This window comes from Rhizobium sp. NZLR11, assembly GCF_019685115.1.
In the GTDB taxonomy this organism is placed as follows: domain Bacteria; phylum Pseudomonadota; class Alphaproteobacteria; order Rhizobiales; family Rhizobiaceae; genus Rhizobium.
This window is the reverse complement of record NZ_JABDWD010000005.1, coordinates 270,486-291,053: the sequence shown is the minus strand read 5'-3', so window position 1 is coordinate 291,053 and position 20,568 is coordinate 270,486. Positions and strand designations below refer to the sequence as shown.

The following is a 20,568-nucleotide window of genomic DNA, read 5'->3' as shown; positions in this document are numbered from 1 at the left end:
CACATTCGGCGGTCTCAATGTCGAGCACTGGGCCTTCTTGCGACACGTGGTATAGTTAAATGTCGGTCATCCATCTGGACGATACGATAAAGGAATTATTCCATGGGAGACCAGAAACGCCCGCTGCAACCTGGAGAAGCCGCGCCCGGGTTTGCACTAGCCACGGCCAACTTCGACGGAACAGTCTCTTTCGCCGACTTGAGCGGTCGCCCGTTCCTGATCGGCTTCTTTCGCGGGCTCCACTGCCCGTTCTGCCGGCGTCAGCTGGAACAGCTTGCCGGCGTAGAGCCGACCCTGCGTGCCGCCGGGGTGGAGACCGTGGCCGTTATCAACACGCCGGTGGAACGTGCCCGCCTGTATTTCCGCCACCGGCCGACGCCGGTAACGCTTCTATGTGACCCGGACTGCCGCACGCATCGGGCCTACGGTGTGCCGCATGCCGGGTTCCTGCCCGATGGGAGTGGCGAGCAGCCCGAATGGCCCTATAGCGCGACGATGGCGCAGTTCCAGGCGGCACGCATCAACCCTACCGGCGAACTGCCGGAACCGCGGCACCCGATGGAAGCCAACGCCATACTCAACGCCAAGGACCGCTTCGAGCTTACGGAAGCCGATCATGCGATCTTCGCGAATCACGCTACCCAACTCGTCGGGCACTTCATGGTCAATGCGAACGGCACCGTCGGCTGGGCACGAATCGAGGCGCTCGACGGACCGAACAGCCTCTCCATCTTCCCCACCGCGGCGGAGATCATCGCCGCCGCCGGCAGCCTTGCACGCTGACCTGCAGCGAACGATCACAAACGCTGCAAAAGCAGACCTGCCGCCAAGGCATGAAAGGCGTCGACCGCTTTCGGCAGCACGTTTTGCGGATTTTCGCTGGCAGCAATCCAGAGAGCAGCATTGAGAGCCGCGCCGCTCAGCAGCCGGGCCGTCGCCTCTGCGTCAAGCGGCTTGAGGACGCCCCGTGCGATCAGCCGCTCCACGTTGCTTTTGGTCACCTGCAGACAAGTGTTCTGGCTCGGCCATTGCGAGGGATCGCCTAACACCGCAGGTCCGTCGAGCAGAACGATGCGTTGGACTTCCGGATTGAGCGCCATCTGGATATAGGCCGCACCCTCGGCGAGCAGGCCCCGCCAATCGTTACCCGCCAGAGCCCCGATCTCTTTGGCGCGCGCCGCCATTTCCATGTCGATCTGATCGACAACCGCTGCCAGCAGCCCGCGCTTGTCTCCAAAATTGTGGTAAAGCGCGCCCCGTGTCAGGCCGGCGTCAGCGGTCAGTTCGTCCATCGATGCGGCGGAGTACCCCTTTTCCGCAAAAGCCTTTCGCGCGGCCGCGATCAACTTGGCGCGGTTTTCCTGCATCGTTTCGCTGCGTGTTTTCGCCATCCGACCCCTCAAATTCACATACGTAACGTATATAGGATTGACATACGCTGCGTATGCGAGATATCACACATACGTACCGTATATCAAATAGTGCGCGAGCCTGTGAAGCGTTACGCCGCGCTGATCGGTCGTTGCCAACAAGAAAGAGAGACCAGAATGACTGAACGCGAAGCAATCTTTCCTGCCGACAGGCACGCTCTTTACGAGCAGCACGGCTATTCGGCCGCGATCCGATCCGGTGATCTGCTGTTCGTGTCCGGACAGGTCGGCAGCCGTTCGGATGGAACAGCCGAACCCGATTTCGAACGCCAGGTCCGGCTGGCCTTTGAAAACCTGAAGGCCACGCTCAGCGCAGCCGGCTGCACGGTCGATGATATCGTCGATGTCACCACCTTCCACACGGATCCTGAAAACCAGTTCGCAACCATCATGGCCGTCAAACAACAGATTTTCAGCAAGCCGCCCTATCCGAATTGGACCGCACTCGGCGTCAACTGGCTCGCCGGCTTCGACTTCGAGATAAAGGTCATCGCCCGTATTCCAGCAAGCAACTGATATCGCCAGGTTCCGGCGGCACGGGACGCCCTCAAGGTGAAAGCGCGCAACTTTCATTGCGCCGCTGGTCGAGAACTTGCCGACATCGGGAGTCGCTCCTATCTCATGTCCAATAGACTGATGGAGCGACGAGATGGTGGAACTTGTGGCTGACACTCAATTCGATACGACGATCGAGATCATTCCTCCGGAAGACACAAAAGACCAGTCCGATGGCCGTATTTGCCTTTGCTGTAAACGCCGGTGTCGATGGATGGACGACGACGGCTGCGGCATCTGCGAGGAATGTCTGGCCTCGTGATGAAAGCAGGAAGGGCACAACGCGATGGCAATCCGCAGCGCCGGACTTCTGATTTATCGGCGCGTGTCCAATGACCTCGAAGTTCTCCTCGTCCATCCCGGCGGTCCCTTCTGGGCTGGGAAAGACGAGTCTGCCTGGTCGATCCCGAAGGGATTGGTCGAGCCGGAAGAGGATGAACTGGCGGCGGCAATGAGGGAGACTGCCGAAGAACTGGGTGTTGCAGTCGACGGCATAGTCACACCGCTGGGCGAATACCGGCAGCTTGGCGGCAAGATCGTCGTCGCGTGGGCGATCGAAGCCAATCCGGCATTGGACGTGAACGCCATACGGAGCTCTGAATTTCAAATAGAATGGCCCCCGAAATCGGGCCAGCTAAAGAGCTTTCCGGAGGTTGACCGCGCGGGTTGGTTTTCCCTAGGCGACGCGGGAACAAAGCTTTTGAAAGGCCAGCGCCCGATGCTTGCCGACCTCCTGAAGCATCAGGAATGATCGGCGGGAAATGATGAATTGAGCCACCCCGCTCGCCGCACGCATGCGTGAAGCGCGCAGCAGCTATGAGTTGTTTCTACAGACGTCCATCTCCATCTGACAGTCAAAGCCCTCTGACTCAAATCGAGAAAATCGGCGCTCCGACCCGGCTTGGGCACGCGCGAGGAGACAATCATGAACGAGATTTCGAAAACCCTGAACGACATGACGCTTGTCGAACGGTCGAGCCTGCTCGACACCGTCGCCGACGCCCTTGAGGCAACCGCTGAGGAGGCAGGAGGGGAGGGCGACGCCCGCTTCGTCGCCAACTCCATCTGCATCGCCAATACGATCCGGGGACTATCGGGGAAGCTTGCGCCCCGCGATCTGCGGGCGGCCGAATTGCTCCTGGAGCAGGGTATCATGCTCGTCCACCAATTTTCCAACAGGACGAAACCAGGCGGAATGGTCCACTAGCCGTAGCGCTTGGCTACGACGCGCGCCGGCCGGTCGACCATCCGACTCCGTTTGAGCCAACAGAATGCGTTAATCTAACCAGGAAAGGCTCTAGGTGTTTAGTCCCGGCCCTTCATGGTGCATGGGCCAGAGCGATGGCATCGGCGACTTCCTCGCAGCGATCGCTGAGCGTGCTGGTCGCGACACGAATATGGCTGCTTGGCAGGACGGAGAACTTGCTGCCCGGATTGACGGCGATATTGCGTGCGGCGAGCGTCACCATTGCGAATGGTTCGGACACAACGGGCACCCAGAGGCACAGGCCCTGGCCTGCGGGTATCGGTATTCCCCGCTCGCGGAGCGCATCGGCAAGAGCGTCGCGCCTCTGCTGATAGCGGTCGCGCGCCTCGGCGATGAGCCGCCAGCTTGCCGGATCGCGCAATAGCCAGGCGGCGGCCCCTTGCAGGATGCGGCTGGTCCAGCCGGCGCTGAAGGAGCGGTAGGACTGGATCTGGTCGACGATAGGCGCAGAACTCGACAAGACGGCGAGACGCAGATCCGGTCCGAGGCTTTTCGAGTGTGACAGGATATGGATCGTCCGTTCCGCAAATCGACCACCCAGGGGATGCGGAGGTGCTGCCGACACGTCGCCGACGCCGTCGTCCTCGATAATCAGCGTATCGCTGTCCTCCAGCACGGCTCCGAGCTGGTCGAGGCGGGATGCACTGACGGTAACCCCTGTCACGGAATGCAGCCGCGGCTGAAACAGGAAGGCTGCCGGGCGCTGTCGCAATGCATCGCGAAGCAAATCCGGCAAGGGACCGTCGTTGTCGCAGGCGACGGGAATGATCCTGACGCCGAGATCTTCCAGGATATCGAGCAGCCGCATCGCGGTCGGATGTTCGATCGCCACCGACGAACCCGGAGAGACCAGCGCATGCAACACCGTATAGACGGCATTGTAGCCGCCATTGGTGGCAAGAAACGCCTCCGCCTCATAGGGCCATCGCTCCGAAATGGCATCCTTCAGCTCCGGCACGATACGGCTGCGCTCATAGCTGTTGAGGTCGGCGGCTGACGCGCCATGGGCCATTGCTTTGGCCAGACCGGGAAGAAGCGCTGCATCCGGCCCGGCAGAGGTAAGGTCGAGTACACCCGCCGCATAATTTCCCGAACTCGCAAGACGCTCCGGCTTGGCGACAAAGCGGTCGCCGCTGACCCAGGTACCGTTGCGCCCCCGGCCGCTGATGATCTTCTGGCGCCGCAATTCACTCCAGGCTTCCGAGATCGTTGCCGGGCTGATGCGCAATTCATAGGCGATATCGCGGATCGCCGGCAGACGCGTGCCGACGGGCAAGGCGCCGGCACGGATCAGTGCACTCGTTTCGAGAGCGATCCCGCGGATGCTGCGGTCGGTTATTTTTTCGGCAAACCAGGAGGCTTCGACCGCGTCACCCATTTTGTTCTCACTTTAAATGTTCAATAACGTAATAACATTTGTACTCATCAATTTGAACATTTAATTTGCCCTTCGTCGAGCAATTTCGTGAGTTCTTCGCATGCCTGTAACGCTTCGCATCGCCCTCAGAGACTGGGATTACATGACACCGCTGGTGCTCGGTGATGTCAGGTCTTCCCGTCTCGAAATCAAAGTGGATCGTGTGGGCACGCTGGTCTCCAGTCTCGCCGATGACGAGGCTCATGATGCCGCAGAAATGTCCTTCAGCCGCTATTCGCAGATGCGGCTTGATGGCGATGCTCGGGTCGTCGGCATTCCGAACTTCATCATGCGCGGCTTCCGCCATCGCTGCATCATCACTGCCAAGGGCAGTCCGATCCGCAAGCTGTCCGATCTGGGCGGCAAGAATATCGGCGTGACCGGTTGGCGCGATTCCGGAAACACCTGGACCCGCGCTGCGTTGCGCCGCGAAGGCGTCGGTGTCGAGGACGCCACATGGTATGCCGGGCGCCTGACGGAGGCTCATCCGATCGTCGACCGGCTCGATGGCTTTGGACGGTCCGGCCGTATCGAAGCTGCTCCCGGCGAACGCCCTATGGTCGATCTGTTGTTGGATGGTCGGCTGGACGCCGTTTTCACGCCTTTCATGCCGAAGGGCTTTTTCGATCAGGGTTCGCCGCTGCGTCAGGTGCTGGATGATTTCCGCTCCGCTGAAGTCGCTTACTTCCACGCGGTCGGCTATATTCCGGGCATGCATCTGATCGGCTTCAAGGCGGAAATCGTCATGGAGCATCCCTGGATCATGGATGAACTCAGCGAGCTGATCGACGAATCCCAGCGTATCTGGCTGGAGAAGCGCGAGAAATACGCCGACACCACGCCGTGGATGATCGACGAATTGCGCCGCTGCGCAGCCGACCTGCCGCCCACCTGGAACGTCAGCGGGCTTGCCGAGAACGAGGCAATGATCGCCGGCTTCGCCGAGGAACTTTACGAACAGAAGATCATGCCGCGCCTTTTGACACCCGCCGACCTGTTTCCGTGGCACGCCAAAGCCCGGTGAAACTCCTCGCAGGCCTCATCGTTGAGCCACCATTTTCGCAAGACCAAAAAGGGGAATGACATGCATTCGAAACTGATCGCTTCCGCCGCCCTGTTGGGCCTGATGATGACGACGTCGGTGTTCGCCCAGGAAGCCGCCGTTCCGAAACAGACCGTCAACGACGCGCTTCGCGCCCGCCTGCCGGAGAAGATCCGCACAGACGGCAAGATGATCTCCGTCAATAATGGTTCATTTCCCCCTTATGAGATCGTCACCGGCACGGAACTGACCGGCGCCAGCGCCGATCTTACCGATGCGATCGGCCAGATGCTCGGCGTCAAGATCGAGCACGAAACCGTTAGCGGATTGACCGCGTTGCTCGCCGGCATCAACTCCGGCCGATACCAGTTCGCCTTTGGCCCGATCGGTGACTTCAAGACCCGCGAAGAGGCCAATGATTTCGTCGACTGGGTTCAGGAATACGTGGTCTTTTCCGTCCAGAAGGGCAATCCGAAGGCCATCGGTTCACTCGACAGCGCCTGCGGCAATCGCATTGCTGTCATGGCCGGCGGCTCCGCCGAAAAGGTGATCCAGGCTCAGGTCGAAAAGTGCAAGACGGACGGCAAGCCCGCGCTTGAAGTGCAGTCCTACACCGACCAGCCGAGCTCGATCCTGGCGGTCCGCTCCAAACGCGCCGATGCCTTCTTCTCCTCGCAGGCGCCGCTGACCTATTTCGTGTCTCAGGCAAACGGCCAGCTGGAACTGAGCGGCGTCGGCCAGAAGAATGGGTTCGACGATCTCTATCAGGGCGCCGTCGTGCCGAAAGGCTCGCCGCTCGGCCCCGTTCTGCTCGACGCGATCAAGGCGTTGATGGATAACGGCGCCTATGCCGCCATCATGAAAAAGTGGGGTCTTGAGAACAACATGATCAAGCAGCCCGGCCTCAATCTTGGTGGAGCCCTGCCGAAATGAGCAATGACCGCACGACTGCCACACCGCCTTCGGGCGGTGCGGACTTTCGGGATGTCGCCAACGCCCACAAGCCCTTTCGAACCGGCCGGCTCGTCCTGTGGGTGGTCGTGCTCCTCGTTGCCGCGAACTTCCTGTGGATCGTCGCCCACAACGAGAATTTCGGCTGGCCTGTTGTCGCGGCCTATTTCTTCGATCCGACAGTCATCAAAGGCCTTTACGTCAGCCTGGGCCTCACCGTGGTCGCGATGGCCATCGGCATCGTTCTCGGCCTCGGCCTGGCGATCGCCCGGCTGTCGAATGACCGGCTCGCAAGGTCGCTGGCATCGCTGTTCATCTGGTTCTTTCGCGGCACGCCGCTCTTGGTACAGCTGATCCTCTGGTACAATTTCTCGACCCTTTTTCCCGAACTTTCGATCGCCATTCCGTTCGGCCCAACGCTGGCGAGCTGGGAGACCAACTCGGTGATCACGCCAATGACGGCGGCGATCGGCGGCCTGGCTCTGAACGAAGCGGCCTACATGGCCGAGATCATTCGCGGCGGCCTTCTCTCCGTCGATCGCGGCCAGTTCGAGACGGCGGAAGCCTTCGGCATGACCAAGGGCAGGGCGCTGTGGCGGATCATCATTCCGCAGGCGATGCGCTCGATCGTCCCGCCGACGGGCAACCAGCTGATCAGCATGATCAAAGCGACGTCGCTCGTCAGCGTCATCGCCATGGCCGATCTGCTCTATTCCGTCCAGTCGATCTACAACCGTACGTTCGAGATCGTGCCGATGCTGCTTGTCGCGGTCCTCTGGTACCTCTTCATCACCTCGATCCTCAATCTCGGCCAGAGTTATATCGAGGCCTATTACGGCCGCAGCGAACGGCGCAGCAATACCGCAGCCGCCAAATCCGAGACCCTTGTCGAGGAGGCAAGCCATTGACCGCCGCCGAAACCACAAAGCCTCTCGTCAGAGCCCGCAACGTCCACAAGTCCTTCGACCAGCTCGACGTGCTGAAGGGGATCGACCTCGACGTCATGCCGGGTGAAGTCGTCGTGGTGCTCGGCCCGTCCGGATCGGGAAAATCGACCTTCCTGCGCTGCATCAATCATCTCGAAGCGATCAATCAGGGGTTCATCGAGGTCGATGGCGAACAGATCGGCTATCGCGTCCGCAAGGACCGGCTGGAAAAGCTGTCCAGCAACGGGATCGCCCGCCAGCGGCGCAAGATCGGCATGGTGTTCCAGCAGTTCAATCTCTATCCGCATATGACGGTGCTGCAGAACATCACCGAGGCCCCGGTCGGCGTGCACGGAGAAAGTCGCAAGGCTGCGACGGAGAATGCCCTGCGGCTTTTGGAGCGGGTCGGTCTGTCGGAAAAGGCGGCCAGCTATCCTCGCCAGCTCTCCGGCGGTCAGCAGCAGCGCGTCGCCATCGCCCGCGCCCTGGCGATCAAGCCGAAGCTGATGCTGTTCGATGAGCCCACCTCTGCGCTCGACCCGGAGCTGGTCGGCGAAGTGCTGGCCACCATGCGCGATCTCGCCAAACAGGGTCTGACGATGATCGTCGTGACCCACGAGATCGGTTTTGCCCGTGAGGCGGCCGATCGGGTCGTGTTCATGGACGGCGGCAATGTCGTTGAGATGGGCAAGCCTGAGGATGTCATCGGAAATCCGCACCATCCTCGCACCCAGGCCTTTCTCGCCCGATTTCTCTGACTGGCACCACTCAGCTGCTTCGACCCGCAGGCCGGAGCAATGGTTCTTTTCGATCACGACTGGATGTGTTCATGCCCACGCTCGATAATGCCTATGCCCGCGTTTCCGATTTCGAAGCTATGGAGGCGGAGCTGAAGGCGACCCGCCAGTATCTGCATGCTCGTCCGGAACTCTCTTTCGAAGAAGCGGAAACGGCATGTTATGTCGCCGAAAAGCTGGAAGGCTGGGGTTATGACGTGACCCGCAATGTCGGGGGCCATGGCGTTGTCGCGCGGCTCAGCGCAGGCAAGGGTGACAAGAGTATCGCCATCCGCGCCGATATGGATGCTCTGCCGATCGTCGAGGCAACGGGGCTTTCCTATGCCAGCAACACTCCCGGTAAGATGCATGCCTGCGGCCATGACGGCCACACGACCGTCTTGCTCGGCGCAGCCGAATATCTCGCCCGCACCCGCCGCTTCAGCGGCACGGTGACACTGATCTTCCAACCGGCGGAAGAGGCGGGCAAGAATAGCGGCGCCCAGGCGATGATCGCCGACGGCCTGTTCGAGCGGTTTCCGTTCGACGCAATCTTTGGTCTGCACAACCACCCCGGCGCTCCCGAAGGCACCCTGCTGCTGCGATCCGGCCCGATGATGGCGGCCTCGGATACCGTCAATATCACCATCAAGGGCAAAGGCGGCCATGCCTCGCGCCCGCACCTGACCATCGATCCCGTGGTCGTGGCATGCAACCTCGTCGTCTCGCTGCAGACGATCATCTCGCGCAACCTCGATCCGACCCAGACGGCAGTCGTTACCGTCGGCACGATCCATGCCGGCGATGCGGTCAACGTCATTCCGGAATATGCCAAGCTCGCATTGAGCGTGCGCTCCTTCGAGCCGCGCATCCGCGATCTTCTGCAGCAGCGCATCACCAAGCTGGCCCGCTCAGTGGCCGAAGGTCACGATGCTTCCATCGAGATCGACTACGATCGCGGTAATCCTGTCGTCGTCAATTCGACTGTTGAGACGGATTTTGCCCGGATCGTAGCCGTTGAACTGATCGGCGAAGACAGGGTCGCGACTTGCCCGCTCATTCCCGGCAGCGAGGATTTTTCACACTTTCTCGAGCACAAGCCGGGCAGCTTCCTGCGTCTCGGCAATGGCATGAATTCCGCCATGCTGCATAGCGCCAAATACGACTTTGCCGATGCCAGCCTGACGGTTGGCGCGGCAATGTGGGCAAGGCTCGCGGAGCGCTACCTTCAGGACGACGCCTGAGGCTGCTGCCGCCAGGCTTGCCGCTTCGGATTTGGAGCTTCCCAAGGGGACCACAGGCGATCGTGATCCTCAACTGCCGAAGCCGGTCATATCGAACACGGCCGCGTTGTCCTGAACCTCGCGCAGCCCTTTATACGAGGCGTGGCGGAGACTGCCGTCATCGGTCCAACCGCGAAACTCGATCTCGGCGATCAGTGTCGGCTGCACGAAGACGTAGCGCTTGCCCTTCAGGGGAACGACCGGCCGGGTGGTCTTCAATCGGTCGAGCGTCTTTTTCAGGTGCTCGGCATCGCTAGTGCTGAAACCGGTTCCGACCGACCCCACGGAAATCCAGTCGAAACCCTTCTTGCCGGCGAGCAGCAGGCTGCCGATGCCGCCGCGGGCGGAAGCCGACTGTTCGTAACCGACGATCATGAAGCTCTCGCTCTCAACGCACTTGATCTTTAGCCAGTCGCCTGTTCGGCCACTGCGGTAGGGCCTGTCGCGATGCTTGGCGATGATGCCCTCCAGCCGATCATGGCAGGCATGCTCAAGCAGGTCTTCGGCCGGCAGGTCTATCTCTTCGGAAAAGCGGATCTGCCCATTGCCGCCTTCCGGTATCAGGTCTTCAAGAAGGTGCCGACGCACGGCGAGCTCGGTGCCGGTGAGGTCATGCCCGTCAAGATACAACAGATCGAAGGTGTAGAGCACGGACTCGGCCGAAGACCGCTTGCCGCCTCGGCCTCCGAGCGAACGTTGCAATGCGCCGAAGTCCGATCGGCCGTGCTCGTCCATAACAACCGCTTCCCCGTCCAGTATGGCGGTGGCCACACCAAGTTCTTTGGCTGCCGCGGCGATGGCGGGAAAGCGGTCGGTCCAGTCATGGCCGCCACGCGTAATGACACGAACGCTCTTCGGCTCGATATGGATCGCCAGCCGGTAGCCATCCCACTTCGCCTCGTAGAGCCAATCCGAACCCAGCGGCACGGTGGGTTTCAGCAGCGCAAGGCAGGGCTCGATCCTCGCCGGCATTGGATCGAAGGGCAGGCCTGGCTGGTCGGGATCGCGCTTGCGGATCGGACGAGACTGCAGCGTTGTGTTGGACTCGTTGAGAAATGGTAATGAGGGGCGGCGCGAACGCGTCATGATGGATGTTTGCCCTTCCCGGACCGGTTTTCCGCTTCGACCGACTTGCGAAGCGCATCCATGATGTTAATGACGTTGCTCGGCGCCGGCTCTTCCCTTTCGCTCGCCTTGGGCTTCGCCTTGCCCGGCTTTTTCATCTGCTTCCGCTTCGCATCGATGATATCGAGAAGCTTGTCCTGAACCGGATCGGAGACCATTTTCGGGCTCCAGTGCTGCGTCTGCTTTTTGATCAGCTGTTGAACCAGCGGCATCATCTCGCTGTCGGCTGCGTCATCGTCAACCGTCTCGAAATAGGTCTTGGCGTCGCGAACCTCGTCACCGTAACGCAGCGTCCAGAGCACGATACCCTTGCCGCGTGGCTCGAGCATGACGGCGCGTTCCCGCCTCGAGATCACCAGCCTGGAAATACCGACCATATTCTCGGCTGCCATGGCGTCGCGGATAACCGTGAACGCCTCCTCACCGACCGGGTCGTCCGGAGAGAGGTAATAGGGCGTATCGAGCCAGATCCATTCGACACCGTCGCGCGGTGCGAAGACCTCGATGTCGATGGTCTTGGTACTATCCAGCGCGACGTTTTCCAGTTCCTCGTCTTCGAGGATCACATACTCGTTCTCATCGCGCTGATAGCCCTTGACCTCGTCCTCCTCCTTGACCTCCTTGCCGGTGACGGAATCGACATAGTGGCTCACGACGCGGTTCCGGGTTTCCCGGTTCAAAGTGTGGAAGCGTACCTTTTCGTTTTCCGACGTGGCCGGCGTCATCTGGACGGGGCAGGTCACCAGCGACAGCTTCAGATAGCCTTTCCAGTGGGGGCGGGGCACTATCACTTCCTCCTCGATCAGCCGGCACGGCGCTGGTGGGCGCCGGTGCTGCGGCCCTTGGATCCGGACGCTCGAGTGGCTTTTTGCCTGCTCTTGCCGGCATTGGCGTTGGCCGCGGTGCGTTTGGTCTTGGCAGGCGCGGACATTCCCGCACTTTCACGCAGCGCCTGCAGAAGATCGCTCGGCTTGGACGCGGCGACCGCCTTTTTCTTCGGCAGAGTCCGGCCCTCTATCTTGGCCTTCACCAGCTCCGCCACCGCCTTTTCATACCGGTCTTCGAACTGCTTGGGATCGAACTGGCCTTTTTTCGTGTTGATGATGTGTTTGGCAAGCTCCAGCATCTCGCCCTCGATCTTCAGATCCGGCATCTCCTCGAAAGCCTTTTCCGACGAGCGGACCTCATAGTCGTAGTTCAAGGTGGAGCCAATGAGGCCGCTGCCATGCGGCCGAATGAGAACGGTGCGCAGGCGCCTGAACAGAACCGTGCGGGCAATTGCGGCGACCTTGGCTTTCGTCATGCCGTCGCGCAGCAGCTTGTAGGCATCGCTGCCCATCTTGTCAGGAGCAAGATAATAAGGCTTGTCGAAATAGACGTCGTCGACCTCGTCAATGGGAATGAACGCTTCGACCTTCAGCGTCTTGTCGCTGTTTGGAATTGCGGCCGCGACTTCATCGGGTTCGAGGACGACGTATCGCCCATCCTCAATCTCGAAGCCTTTGACCTGATCGTCGCGCTCGACGGCATCGCCGGTTTCGCTATCGACGAACTCGCGCCGGACACGATTGCCGGTCTTTCGATTCAAGGTATTGAAGGCGATCCGTTCGGAAGAGGATGCCGCCGTGTAGAGCGCAACGGGAAACGCGACTTCTCCGAACTTGATATAGCCCTTCCAATTCGCTCGCGGCGCAACCATCGACCCGACTCCCTCACGCAACCAACGCGAGTCAACGGCTGACCCCGCCATTTGTTCCGAGTCAAAACGAATCTAAATTCAAGCACTTAACACGCCTAAGTTTCTCGTTTTGCGAGTCGCGAGATGCTTTTGATTCCATGCGCCTTTTTGCCGTGGCGTGCGTTCTAAAGCATGTCGCGCAAAAGCGTGCAGCGGTTTTGCGGCAACGACATGCGCAAAAGCAAAGAGCTAACGCGCGAGGAGCGAATCTGAAAGATCGCGACGCACTTTAACGAGACGGCAACCACAGGGATGAACGACATGACCAAGCGCGAACTCATCGATACCGCCACCGACAAACGCTACGTCCGCCGCAATGGCCGCTCGCTGTCAGCCGACCGCCGCCAAACGGCGAAGACCAAAGCCAAGTCGGGGGAGGGTTCGAGGCGATGGGAACGTCAAGCACTGACGATCGCTCTTACGGCATCTGAGCACCGCTGAGTGCGACATAGACCGAATACACCGAACGCGTCGCCGCAATAAACAGCCGGTTGCGCCTCGGCCCGCCGAAGGTGAGGTTGGCGACGGTTTGCGGCACGCGGATCTTGCCGATCAGTTTTCCCATCGGATCGAAGCAATGCACGCCATCACCGGCACTCGACCAGAGGTTTCCGTTCACATCGGTGCGGATGCCGTCCGGAATGCCGCTGTCGATCAGGCAGAAGACGCGGCCGTTTTGAAGCCTGAGGCCGTCGACCACGTCGAAAGCCCTTATATGGCGCGGCAGGCTCTCATCATGGCTTGCGGCTGAATCCGCCACATAGAGAATCGTCTCGTCGGGGGAGAAGGCAAGGCCGTTCGGCTGGATGAAATCGGTGGCGACAGTCGCAAGCCCCCCGGTCGCCGGATCGAGCCGGTAGACGTTGCGGGTCGGCTGCTCCGGTACGGCGCGATAGCCTTCATAGTCCGACATGATGCCGTAGGTGGGGTCGGTGAACCAGATCGTGCCGTCGGATTTCACCACCACGTCGTTCGGCGAATTCAGCTTGGCGCCCTCGAAACGATCGGCGAGCACGGTGATCGAGCCATCGACCTCGGTGCGCGTGACGCGGCGGGCGCCATGTTCGCAGGAGATCAGCCGCCCCTGCCGGTCGCGTGTATGGCCGTTGGCGAAGTTGGAGGGTTGCCGGTAGACGGAGACACCACTCTCGGGCGTCCATCGCAGCATGCGCTGATTGGGAATGTCACTCCACAGCAGCTGGTTCGCATCGTTGAACCAGACGGGACCCTCCGCCCAGCGGCAACCGGAATAAAGTTCGTCGAGAGCGGCGCTCGTCACGATCAGCTGCCGGAAGCGCGGGTCGTGGATTTCGTAGATGCTGGCCTCGGCCATGGCGGTCTTTCCGTTTATCGCATGCCGGCCCGGCGACCGCCGGCGAGCATGATGACGCTGATGATGATGAGGCCGGTCATGATGAGGCGGATGCCGGCGCCGACCCCGTAAGTGTTGAGCATGGAGACGACCAGGAACATGAAGAGCGATGCACCCCAGATACCCGGCACGTTGGAATCGCCGCCGGCGACCGCGGTGCCGCCGATCACGACGACGGCGATCGACATCAACAGATATTCCGAGCCCATATTGAGCGCCGCGCCGCCGGAGAAACAGGCGAGCAGATAGCCTGCGACCGCGGCGAGCACAGCGCAGAACAGATAGGTGACGAAGCGTGTGCCGTCGACCGGTATGCCGGCCATGCGCGCCGCCGGCATGCTCTGGCCGATCGCCGAGATCCAGCGCCCGTAGATCGTCTTCTCGAGCAGGAACCAGGCAAGCAGCGAGATGACAAGCGCGACGATCGCCACATTCGGCACGCCGAGCGTGTTCGAGGTGGTGAACTCCGCAAGCATGCTCGGAGGCTTGATGCGCAATCCCCGGTTCGTCCAGATCGCGGCGGACTGGACGATGAAGCTCATGGACAGCGTGGCGATGATCGGCGGAATGCGCAGCGCCTTGATCAGCGCATAATTGCCGAGGCCGACGACAAGGCCGATGACGACGGCAACGAGAAGGCCGGGCAGGATCATGCCGTTTTCGACATTCATCAGCTTCAGCGCCACCGTGCCGGCAAGCGTCATGGTGGCGGGAACCGAGAGATCGATATTGCCGGGACCGAGAGTGATGACGAACATCTGGCCGAGGCCGACAATGACCGAGAAGGCAGCGAAGGTGAGTGCTGCCTGCGACAGGCCGAGCGTGCTGGCGCCGAGCGTCACCATGATCGTCAGGAACCAGACGATGAAGGCGGCGAGCCACGACCAGATCCAGGGCTTGCCGAAGAGGCTGAGGAGCGCGGTCATCGGCGTTTCTCCCGCTTCTCCAGGCGGTTCAGCATCAGGCGAAGCGCGAGCACGATGATCAGGATCGCGCCCTGAGCCCCGATCTGCCAGTCCGGCGAGATGCGCAGGAAGGATAGGAACGAGCCGGCAAGCGTCAGGGTCAACGCGCCGATGACGGCGCCGACAGGGGAGACGCGGCCGCCGATGAACTCGCCGCCGCCGAGGATGACGCCGGCGATCGACAGCAGCGTGTAACGCAGCGCGATATTGGCATCGGCCGAGGTCGTCAGGCCGACGAGGGCGATGCCGGCAAGCACCGCAAACAAGCCGGCAAGACCGTAGGCGCTGGCGCGCGCTGCGACAATCGACCAGCCGGCGCGCTCGACCGAGCGCTGGTTGCCGCCGATGCCGCGGACCAGCACGCCATGCGAGGAGCGCATAACGAGAAAATGAGCGACAGCGGCGATGATAATACTGGCGACGATCGCCATCGGCACCAGTGGCGGTTTGACGGTCATCAGCCAGCGCACCCAGTCCGGCGCCTGACCGCCGGGTGCCGGCAGCAACAGCACGGCAAGGCCGCCCCAGACGAAGCTCATACCGAGGGTGACGACAATGGACGGCAGGTTGCGCAAATGGATGACGACACCGAGGCCCGCATAGATGGCGATCGCGCCGGCAAGGATCAGGATGCCGGTCAGGGGAGCATCCCGCAGAAAGGTTGCGGTTACGCAGGCGACGAAGCTGACGAAGGTGCCCATCGAGAGATCGAGATCGTTGACCGCCATCACCAGCATCTGGGCGATCGTCGCCAGCGCGATGGGCACAGCCAGATTGAACAGCAGGTTGAGCCCGACATAGCTCATGGCGCGCGGCTGCAGCCAGAAGACGGCGGCGAGCAGCAGCGTCAGCGACAGAGCGGGGATGGCAAGACGCATGGCGTCGGACGACAGCCGGAACGTCATGCGGCGAGCCCTTCGAAGGAGGCGGCGATGATATTCTTCTCGTTGACCGCGTCGCCGGCAAGTTCGGCGGTGATGCGGCCTTCGCGGAAGACGTAGACGCGGTCACAGAGGCTCACTTCGTCCATTTCGGTCGAGTACCAGATGAAGGTGCGGCCACGCGCCGCTTCGTCGCGGATGATGGCGTAGACCTCCTGCTTGGTCCCGACGTCGACGCCGCGCATCGGATCGTCCATCAGCACGATCGGCGCGCGCGTTGAAAGTGCGCGGGCGAAGAGCACCTTCTGCTGGTTGCCGCCGGAAAGCGACAGGATGCGATTGGCCATATCGGGCGTGCGGATTTCGATCCGCCGCCTCCAGTCGGCGCCCTTCATCTCCTCTTCGCCGGAAAGGATCAGGCCGCGCCGGGTGAGGTCACCGAGCGAGGCGATGGAGAAGTTGCGCAGGATGCTCCAGAGTTCGAAGACGCCGTTAAGGCGGCGGTCGCCGGCGACGAAGGTGACGAGCGGATCGCGCTCAGGCAGCCAGTTGCCGGACTGGGCGGCATGCAGGGCAAGCAGCAGTTCGGTCTGCCCGTGGCCGGCCAGTCCCGCCAGTCCGATGATTTCTCCCTTGCGGGCAGCGAAGGGCAGGCCTTTCGTCTGATGGGACAGAATGAGCGGAGCGGTGGATTGTTCGCGCCCCGGGCGCTGCTTGGTTTCCTCCTTGGCGACAGTGCCCATCGCTTCCACGAGGCCGTGATGGTCGAAGCCCTGCGCCGGACGCTCGGCGACGACGCGGCCGTCCTTCATGACGACGATGCGGTCGGCGGTTTCGAGGATCTCGTGCAGAATATGCGAGATGAAGATGACCGATCCGCCGGCGGCGATGAAGCGGCGGACATGATCGAGCATCTGGCGGGCAAGGCTTGCATCGAGTGACGAGGTCGGTTCGTCGAGGATCACCAGCCGCGGCGCAACACCGGCGTCGGAAAAGGCCATTGATATCTCGACCATCTGCCGCTCGGCGATCGAAAGATCGCCCACGGCCCGGCTGCTGTCGATACCATGGCCGGGAAAGACGGCATCGAGGCTCTTCTCGATGATTTTTTCGGCGCGCCTGCGCCAGCCGAAACCGCCGAGATGACGATGCATGATGCGCGTGTTCTCGACGATGGAGAGGTTGGGACAGAGCGAAAGCTCCTGGAAGACGCAGCGCACGCCGCGAGCTCGCGCCACGTTGATGCCGTAGCGCTCCAGCCGCTCGCCGTCGCTTGCCACACTTCCTTCGTGCGGTGTGAGGCCGCCGTTGATCACGCTGACGATCGTCGATTTGCCGGCTCCGTTATGTCCGACGAGCCCGACGCATTCGCCCGGCATGACGCGGAGTGTGACGCCGTCGAGCGCCCTGACCGCGCCGAAGCTCACCTTGGCGCCATCGACGGCGATCACCGCCTTCAAAACCTCATCCATGCTGCCCGCCATGCCTGCTTGCAAAGAATGCCGCGCGGCCATTTGCGGGCGCGCGGCGGTCGCCGGGAGATTTACTTTGCCGACTCGATGACCTTGATCGCGTCTGCCTGCGTGTATTCCACGTTGGCAACGCCGCCGGCCTGGGTATTGGCAAGGTTGGTTTCGAGATTGTCCTGGTCGATGCGCAGGAAGGGCACGACCAGGTCCTTCTTGACTTGCTTGCCGTCGAGGATCTGCTGGGCGACCCAGAAGGCGAGCGTGGAGACACCCGGCGCGATGGACACGGACATGGTCTCGTAGCTCTTCGCCTCTTTCTGCTCCTTCCACCACTTCAGTTCGTCTTCACGGTTGCCCATGATAATGATCGGCATCTTCCGGTCGGTCGCCGCAATCGCCTGTGCGGCGCCATAACCGTCGCCGCCCTGCGTTACCACGCCGGCGATGTCGGGCAAGCTCGGCAGGATGCCGGCAACAGCCTTCTGCGCCACGTCCTGCGCCCAGTCTCCATGAACGGAGCCGACAATCTTGAACTGCGGGAACTGCTTGACGCCGTCGTGGATGCCTGCCGAGATCTCGTCGTCGACGAAGACACCGGCAAGGCCGCGGATTTCGAGCAGGTTGCCGCCATCAGGCAGTTTCTTCGACAGGTACTCGACTTCGCTGCGGCCCATTTCCTTGAAGTTGACGGCGATGCGCCAGGCGCAGGGCTCGGTCACGATGCCATCAAAGGAAACGACGGTGATGCCGGCGTCGCAGGCCTCCTTGACCGCGCCGTTCAGCGCCGTCGGCGAGGCTGCGTTCAGCACGATGGCGTCATAGCCCTGCAGGATCATGTTCTGGATCTGCGCGGCCTGTTCCGTCGCCTGGTTCTCGGCGGTGGTGAAAGGGTCGGCTGCGGCAACGGCGCCGGCCTTCACGGCTTCACCCGTCACCTTTCCCCAGCTCGTCAGCATGGCTTGGCGCCACGAATTGCCGGCATAGTTGTTGGAAAGGGCGATTTTCTTGGCCGCTGTGTCGGCAAAGGCGGAAACGGGCATCGCGGCGCAAGCAATAGCGGCCGATGCCAGTAGCATCTTGCGGATTGTCATGTCTTCCTCCCTGATGATCGCGCTGGTCGGCGGATCGCTTCACTCCTGCCGACCCAATCGGGCTCGAGTGAAAATTGTTCTTGCACTGAGCTTCCTCCTCTCAGTAAGGGCAGGATGCGGGAGATCGACCGGCCTGTACAGGGGCAAGGCAGCAAGTCGTTTGCGGGTTTTGCGCAATTAGCTGCGGGTTTACGCAAGACGGCGGCGCTTCCGTGGGCGCTTACTGCAAGGGGATCGCCGCGGGTTGAGGAGCCTGCTGCCGTCTCGGGGAGGAACTACCATGCTGCAACTCGCACCCGCAGCCATGTTCGACCACTATCTCGGTATTTCCCGGCTGCTCGCGGGCCAGCTCGACTTCCGCTCGGCTATCCGTTCGGTTGCGGCGGAGGTCGCTCATATCATCCCGCACGACCATCTCGATGTCTGTGTGCTTCTTGAGGGAGGCAACTACCATACGGCCTACGAGACGGGCATCGAAACCGCCTGGGGCAACCTTGCCGGCGCGCCGGTTGTCAACAGCCCGATCCGTTCGCTGCTCTGGGGCGAGGTGGACTTTCTGCTGGCGGACGACGCCATGACGGACCCGCGTTTCCACTTCGAGGGCGCCTTCAAGCGGCCGATCGTCGAAGAGTCGCTGAGGAGCCGCTTGCATGTGCCGATGAAGGTTCAGGGCACGATCATCGCGGCGCTCTCCTGTTCGTCGCGAACGGCGGGCGTCTACACGATGGAGGATATCGAACGCGCCCGCATCATTGCCGACCTGCTGACACCCTATTTCTTCGCGCTGCAGGCTGCCGAGCAGGCGCAACGCTCGGCCATCGTCGAGGCAGAGGCCCGCGCCCGCGAGGAGGGATTGCGGCAGGGCGCGCTGAAGCTGACCGAGGCACTGGAGCAGGAACGCCAGCGGATCGGCATGGACTTGCACGACCAGACGCTTGCCGACCTGACGCGGCTCGCCCGCCGGATCGACCGGCTGTCGCGCAACGGCGAGGTGGCCCCCGAGGCGCTGGAGCCCGTTTCCCGTTCCCTGCAGCATTGCATGCAGGATCTGCGGCAGATCATCGAACAGGCCAAACCCTCCGTGCTTCAGCTCTTCGGTCTCGCGCAGGCGATCGAGCACCATCTCGACCGATCGACCCGCGACACGGGATCGGCCATCGAATGGGGCCTTGTCGACGAGACGCACGGTGCATTGGAGCGACTGGAACCGACCGTCAGCGTCGCGCTGTTCCGGATCGCCCAGGAGGCAATCAACAATGCGGTGCGCCATGCCGCCCCGCTGGCCGTCACCGTGCGGCTTGAGGCCGACGAGGAGCGGCTGTCGATCGAAATCTTCGACGACGGGACCGGGCTCGCCAAGGCGCGGGGACGGATCGGCGGCGGCATCGACAATATGAAGACCCGTGCGCGGCTGATCTCGGCGCGTTTCACGACCGGGCCCGGCCACAACAATCACGGGACTGCGGTGCGCGTCGTGCTGCCGCTTACGCCGCACGACCCGGCGAGCGGGCCGGACCGAGGAGAGACACGATGAAGGTTCTGATCGTCGAGGACGACCCGCTGCACCGTTCCTATCTGCATGAGGCGGTCAACGCCGCCCTGCCGGAATGCGATACGGTGATCGAGGCGGAAAACGGCACCGTCGGCGAGAAGCTCGCCCGCGACCACAAGTCGGCGCATATCGTCATGGACCTGCAGATGGTCAGCCGCAACGGCATCGAGGCGGCACGCACCATCTGGAAGGAGCGGCCGGAGACCCGCATCCTGTTCTGGTCGAATTATTCGGACGAGGCCTATGTGCGCGGCGTCTCGCGCATCGTGCCGGATGGCGCAGCCTACGGCTATGTGCTGAAATCCGCCTCCGACGAGCGGCTGAAGCTGGCGCTGCGCTCGATCTTCATCGAGAGCCAGTGCGTCATCGACCGCGAGGTGCGCGGCCTGCAGCAAAAGAGCCTCGGCCAGGCGAACGGCTTTACCGATTCCGAATACGAGATCCTCGTCGATATCGCGCTCGGTCTCACCGACCGGGCCATTGCCAAACGCCGCAGCCTGTCGCTGCGTAGCGTGCAGAACCGCCTGCAGCAGCTCTACGACAAGCTCGACGTCTACCAGAGCGCCGGCGACGACCACGAGGACGGCCGCTTCAATCTCCGCGCCCGCGCCATTACGGTGGCTTTCCTGCGCAAGCTGCTGAACTACAGCGCTCTGGAGCGGGCCGAGGCAGAGCTGCAGGAGTGGCTAGACGGAAAGTAGTCCGGAGCTTGCTGGAAAGCCCATAAT

General features: G+C 61.9%; 22 protein-coding genes. 12 read left to right on the top strand and 10 right to left on the bottom strand.

Going from position 1 to position 20,568, the window contains the following annotated elements; all coding sequences use genetic code 11:
* Positions 1 to 102: 102 nt before the first annotated feature.
* On the top strand, positions 103 to 783 hold the full coding sequence (locus tag HJB83_RS11805; RefSeq protein ID WP_221131921.1) for a redoxin domain-containing protein: 681 nt from the start codon (positions 103 to 105) through the stop codon (positions 781 to 783).
* A gap of 14 nt (positions 784 to 797) precedes the next feature.
* Here the strand turns inward: HJB83_RS11805 and HJB83_RS11800 are convergent, their stop codons facing one another.
* On the bottom strand, positions 798 to 1,391 hold the full coding sequence (locus HJB83_RS11800; protein ID WP_221131920.1) for a TetR/AcrR family transcriptional regulator: 594 nt from the start codon (positions 1,389 to 1,391) through the stop codon (positions 798 to 800).
* A 156-nt stretch (positions 1,392 to 1,547) separates the two neighbouring features.
* Here HJB83_RS11800 and HJB83_RS11795 point away from each other — a divergent pair, with 156 nt between their 5' ends.
* The 3 genes from HJB83_RS11795 to HJB83_RS11785 all read left to right on the top strand — a co-directional run bounded on the left by HJB83_RS11795 (position 1,548) and on the right by HJB83_RS11785 (position 3,192).
* Positions 1,548 to 1,946 (top strand): RidA family protein, encoded by a 399-nt coding sequence (locus tag HJB83_RS11795; protein WP_221117730.1) that lies wholly within the window; start codon positions 1,548 to 1,550, stop codon positions 1,944 to 1,946.
* Between the two features lie 325 nt (positions 1,947 to 2,271).
* Complete coding sequence (locus tag HJB83_RS11790) at positions 2,272 to 2,736, top strand: NUDIX domain-containing protein (protein WP_221131919.1); 465 nt, start codon at positions 2,272 to 2,274, stop codon at positions 2,734 to 2,736.
* A gap of 174 nt (positions 2,737 to 2,910) precedes the next feature.
* A complete protein-coding gene (locus tag HJB83_RS11785; protein ID WP_207585272.1) occupies positions 2,911 to 3,192 on the top strand; it encodes a hypothetical protein in 282 nt (93 codons plus the stop codon).
* Between the two features lie 112 nt (positions 3,193 to 3,304).
* Here the strand turns inward: HJB83_RS11785 and HJB83_RS11780 are convergent, their stop codons facing one another.
* Positions 3,305 to 4,630 carry a PLP-dependent aminotransferase family protein gene (locus HJB83_RS11780; RefSeq protein WP_221159555.1) on the bottom strand — a complete coding sequence of 442 codons (1,326 nt, stop codon included), beginning with the start codon at positions 4,628 to 4,630 and terminating at the stop codon, positions 3,305 to 3,307.
* A 100-nt stretch (positions 4,631 to 4,730) separates the two neighbouring features.
* On the opposite strand from HJB83_RS11780, the gene HJB83_RS11775 reads away from it, so the two are divergent.
* The 5 genes from HJB83_RS11775 to HJB83_RS11755 all read left to right on the top strand — a co-directional run bounded on the left by HJB83_RS11775 (position 4,731) and on the right by HJB83_RS11755 (position 9,608).
* Positions 4,731 to 5,693 (top strand): nitrate ABC transporter substrate-binding protein, encoded by a 963-nt coding sequence (locus tag HJB83_RS11775; protein ID WP_207585270.1) that lies wholly within the window; start codon positions 4,731 to 4,733, stop codon positions 5,691 to 5,693.
* Between the two features lie 60 nt (positions 5,694 to 5,753).
* Entirely contained in the window at positions 5,754 to 6,644 is an 891-nt protein-coding gene (locus HJB83_RS11770; protein ID WP_221131918.1) for an ABC transporter substrate-binding protein, read from the top strand.
* On the top strand, positions 6,641 to 7,570 hold the full coding sequence (locus HJB83_RS11765) for an amino acid ABC transporter permease (RefSeq protein ID WP_221115712.1): 930 nt from the start codon (positions 6,641 to 6,643) through the stop codon (positions 7,568 to 7,570). The genes HJB83_RS11770 and HJB83_RS11765 overlap by 4 nt, the downstream gene beginning before the upstream one ends.
* On the top strand, positions 7,567 to 8,346 hold the full coding sequence (locus tag HJB83_RS11760; RefSeq protein ID WP_221131917.1) for an amino acid ABC transporter ATP-binding protein: 780 nt from the start codon (positions 7,567 to 7,569) through the stop codon (positions 8,344 to 8,346). Before HJB83_RS11765 ends, HJB83_RS11760 begins: the two co-directional genes overlap by 4 nt.
* A gap of 71 nt (positions 8,347 to 8,417) precedes the next feature.
* A complete protein-coding gene (locus HJB83_RS11755) occupies positions 8,418 to 9,608 on the top strand; it encodes a M20 aminoacylase family protein (protein WP_221131916.1) in 1,191 nt (396 codons plus the stop codon).
* Between the two features lie 69 nt (positions 9,609 to 9,677).
* Here the strand turns inward: HJB83_RS11755 and ligD are convergent, their stop codons facing one another.
* The 3 genes from ligD to HJB83_RS11740 are packed head-to-tail and all read right to left on the bottom strand — an operon-like array spanning position 9,678 to position 12,471.
* Positions 9,678 to 10,733, bottom strand: coding sequence for a non-homologous end-joining DNA ligase (ligD, locus tag HJB83_RS11750; protein WP_221131915.1), 1,056 nt, complete (start codon positions 10,731 to 10,733; stop codon positions 9,678 to 9,680).
* The gene (locus HJB83_RS11745) at positions 10,730 to 11,560 is read right to left on the bottom strand and encodes a Ku protein (protein WP_207585631.1); all 831 of its coding nucleotides are present in this window, start codon (positions 11,558 to 11,560) and stop codon (positions 10,730 to 10,732) included. The genes ligD and HJB83_RS11745 overlap by 4 nt, the downstream gene beginning before the upstream one ends.
* A gap of 14 nt (positions 11,561 to 11,574) precedes the next feature.
* Positions 11,575 to 12,471, bottom strand: coding sequence for a Ku protein (locus HJB83_RS11740; protein WP_207585264.1), 897 nt, complete (start codon positions 12,469 to 12,471; stop codon positions 11,575 to 11,577).
* A gap of 300 nt (positions 12,472 to 12,771) precedes the next feature.
* Here HJB83_RS11740 and HJB83_RS11735 point away from each other — a divergent pair, with 300 nt between their 5' ends.
* On the top strand, positions 12,772 to 12,951 hold the full coding sequence (locus HJB83_RS11735) for a hypothetical protein (RefSeq protein WP_207585263.1): 180 nt from the start codon (positions 12,772 to 12,774) through the stop codon (positions 12,949 to 12,951).
* On the opposite strand, the gene HJB83_RS11730 is transcribed toward HJB83_RS11735, so the two are convergent.
* The 5 genes from HJB83_RS11730 to HJB83_RS11710 form a co-directional block, all read right to left on the bottom strand.
* Positions 12,929 to 13,843, bottom strand: coding sequence for an SMP-30/gluconolactonase/LRE family protein (locus tag HJB83_RS11730; protein ID WP_207585262.1), 915 nt, complete (start codon positions 13,841 to 13,843; stop codon positions 12,929 to 12,931). The two genes, HJB83_RS11735 and HJB83_RS11730, sit on opposite strands and share 23 nt — an antisense overlap.
* 14 nt (positions 13,844 to 13,857) lie before the next feature.
* Entirely contained in the window at positions 13,858 to 14,808 is a 951-nt protein-coding gene (locus HJB83_RS11725) for an ABC transporter permease (RefSeq protein WP_221131914.1), read from the bottom strand.
* Positions 14,805 to 15,752, bottom strand: a complete 948-nt coding sequence (locus tag HJB83_RS11720; protein WP_221131913.1) for an ABC transporter permease — start codon at positions 15,750 to 15,752, stop codon at positions 14,805 to 14,807. The genes HJB83_RS11725 and HJB83_RS11720 overlap by 4 nt, the downstream gene beginning before the upstream one ends.
* On the bottom strand, positions 15,749 to 17,200 hold the full coding sequence (locus tag HJB83_RS11715; protein WP_221131912.1) for a sugar ABC transporter ATP-binding protein: 1,452 nt from the start codon (positions 17,198 to 17,200) through the stop codon (positions 15,749 to 15,751). The genes HJB83_RS11720 and HJB83_RS11715 overlap by 4 nt, the downstream gene beginning before the upstream one ends.
* 71 nt (positions 17,201 to 17,271) lie before the next feature.
* The gene (locus HJB83_RS11710; protein WP_207585258.1) at positions 17,272 to 18,288 is read right to left on the bottom strand and encodes an ABC transporter substrate-binding protein; all 1,017 of its coding nucleotides are present in this window, start codon (positions 18,286 to 18,288) and stop codon (positions 17,272 to 17,274) included.
* A 280-nt stretch (positions 18,289 to 18,568) separates the two neighbouring features.
* On the opposite strand from HJB83_RS11710, the gene HJB83_RS11705 reads away from it, so the two are divergent.
* Both HJB83_RS11705 and HJB83_RS11700 read left to right on the top strand, forming a co-directional pair.
* On the top strand, positions 18,569 to 19,822 hold the full coding sequence (locus HJB83_RS11705; RefSeq protein WP_221131911.1) for a sensor histidine kinase: 1,254 nt from the start codon (positions 18,569 to 18,571) through the stop codon (positions 19,820 to 19,822).
* Complete coding sequence (locus HJB83_RS11700; protein WP_207585256.1) at positions 19,819 to 20,541, top strand: response regulator transcription factor; 723 nt, start codon at positions 19,819 to 19,821, stop codon at positions 20,539 to 20,541. Before HJB83_RS11705 ends, HJB83_RS11700 begins: the two co-directional genes overlap by 4 nt.
* Positions 20,542 to 20,568 lie beyond the last annotated feature (27 nt).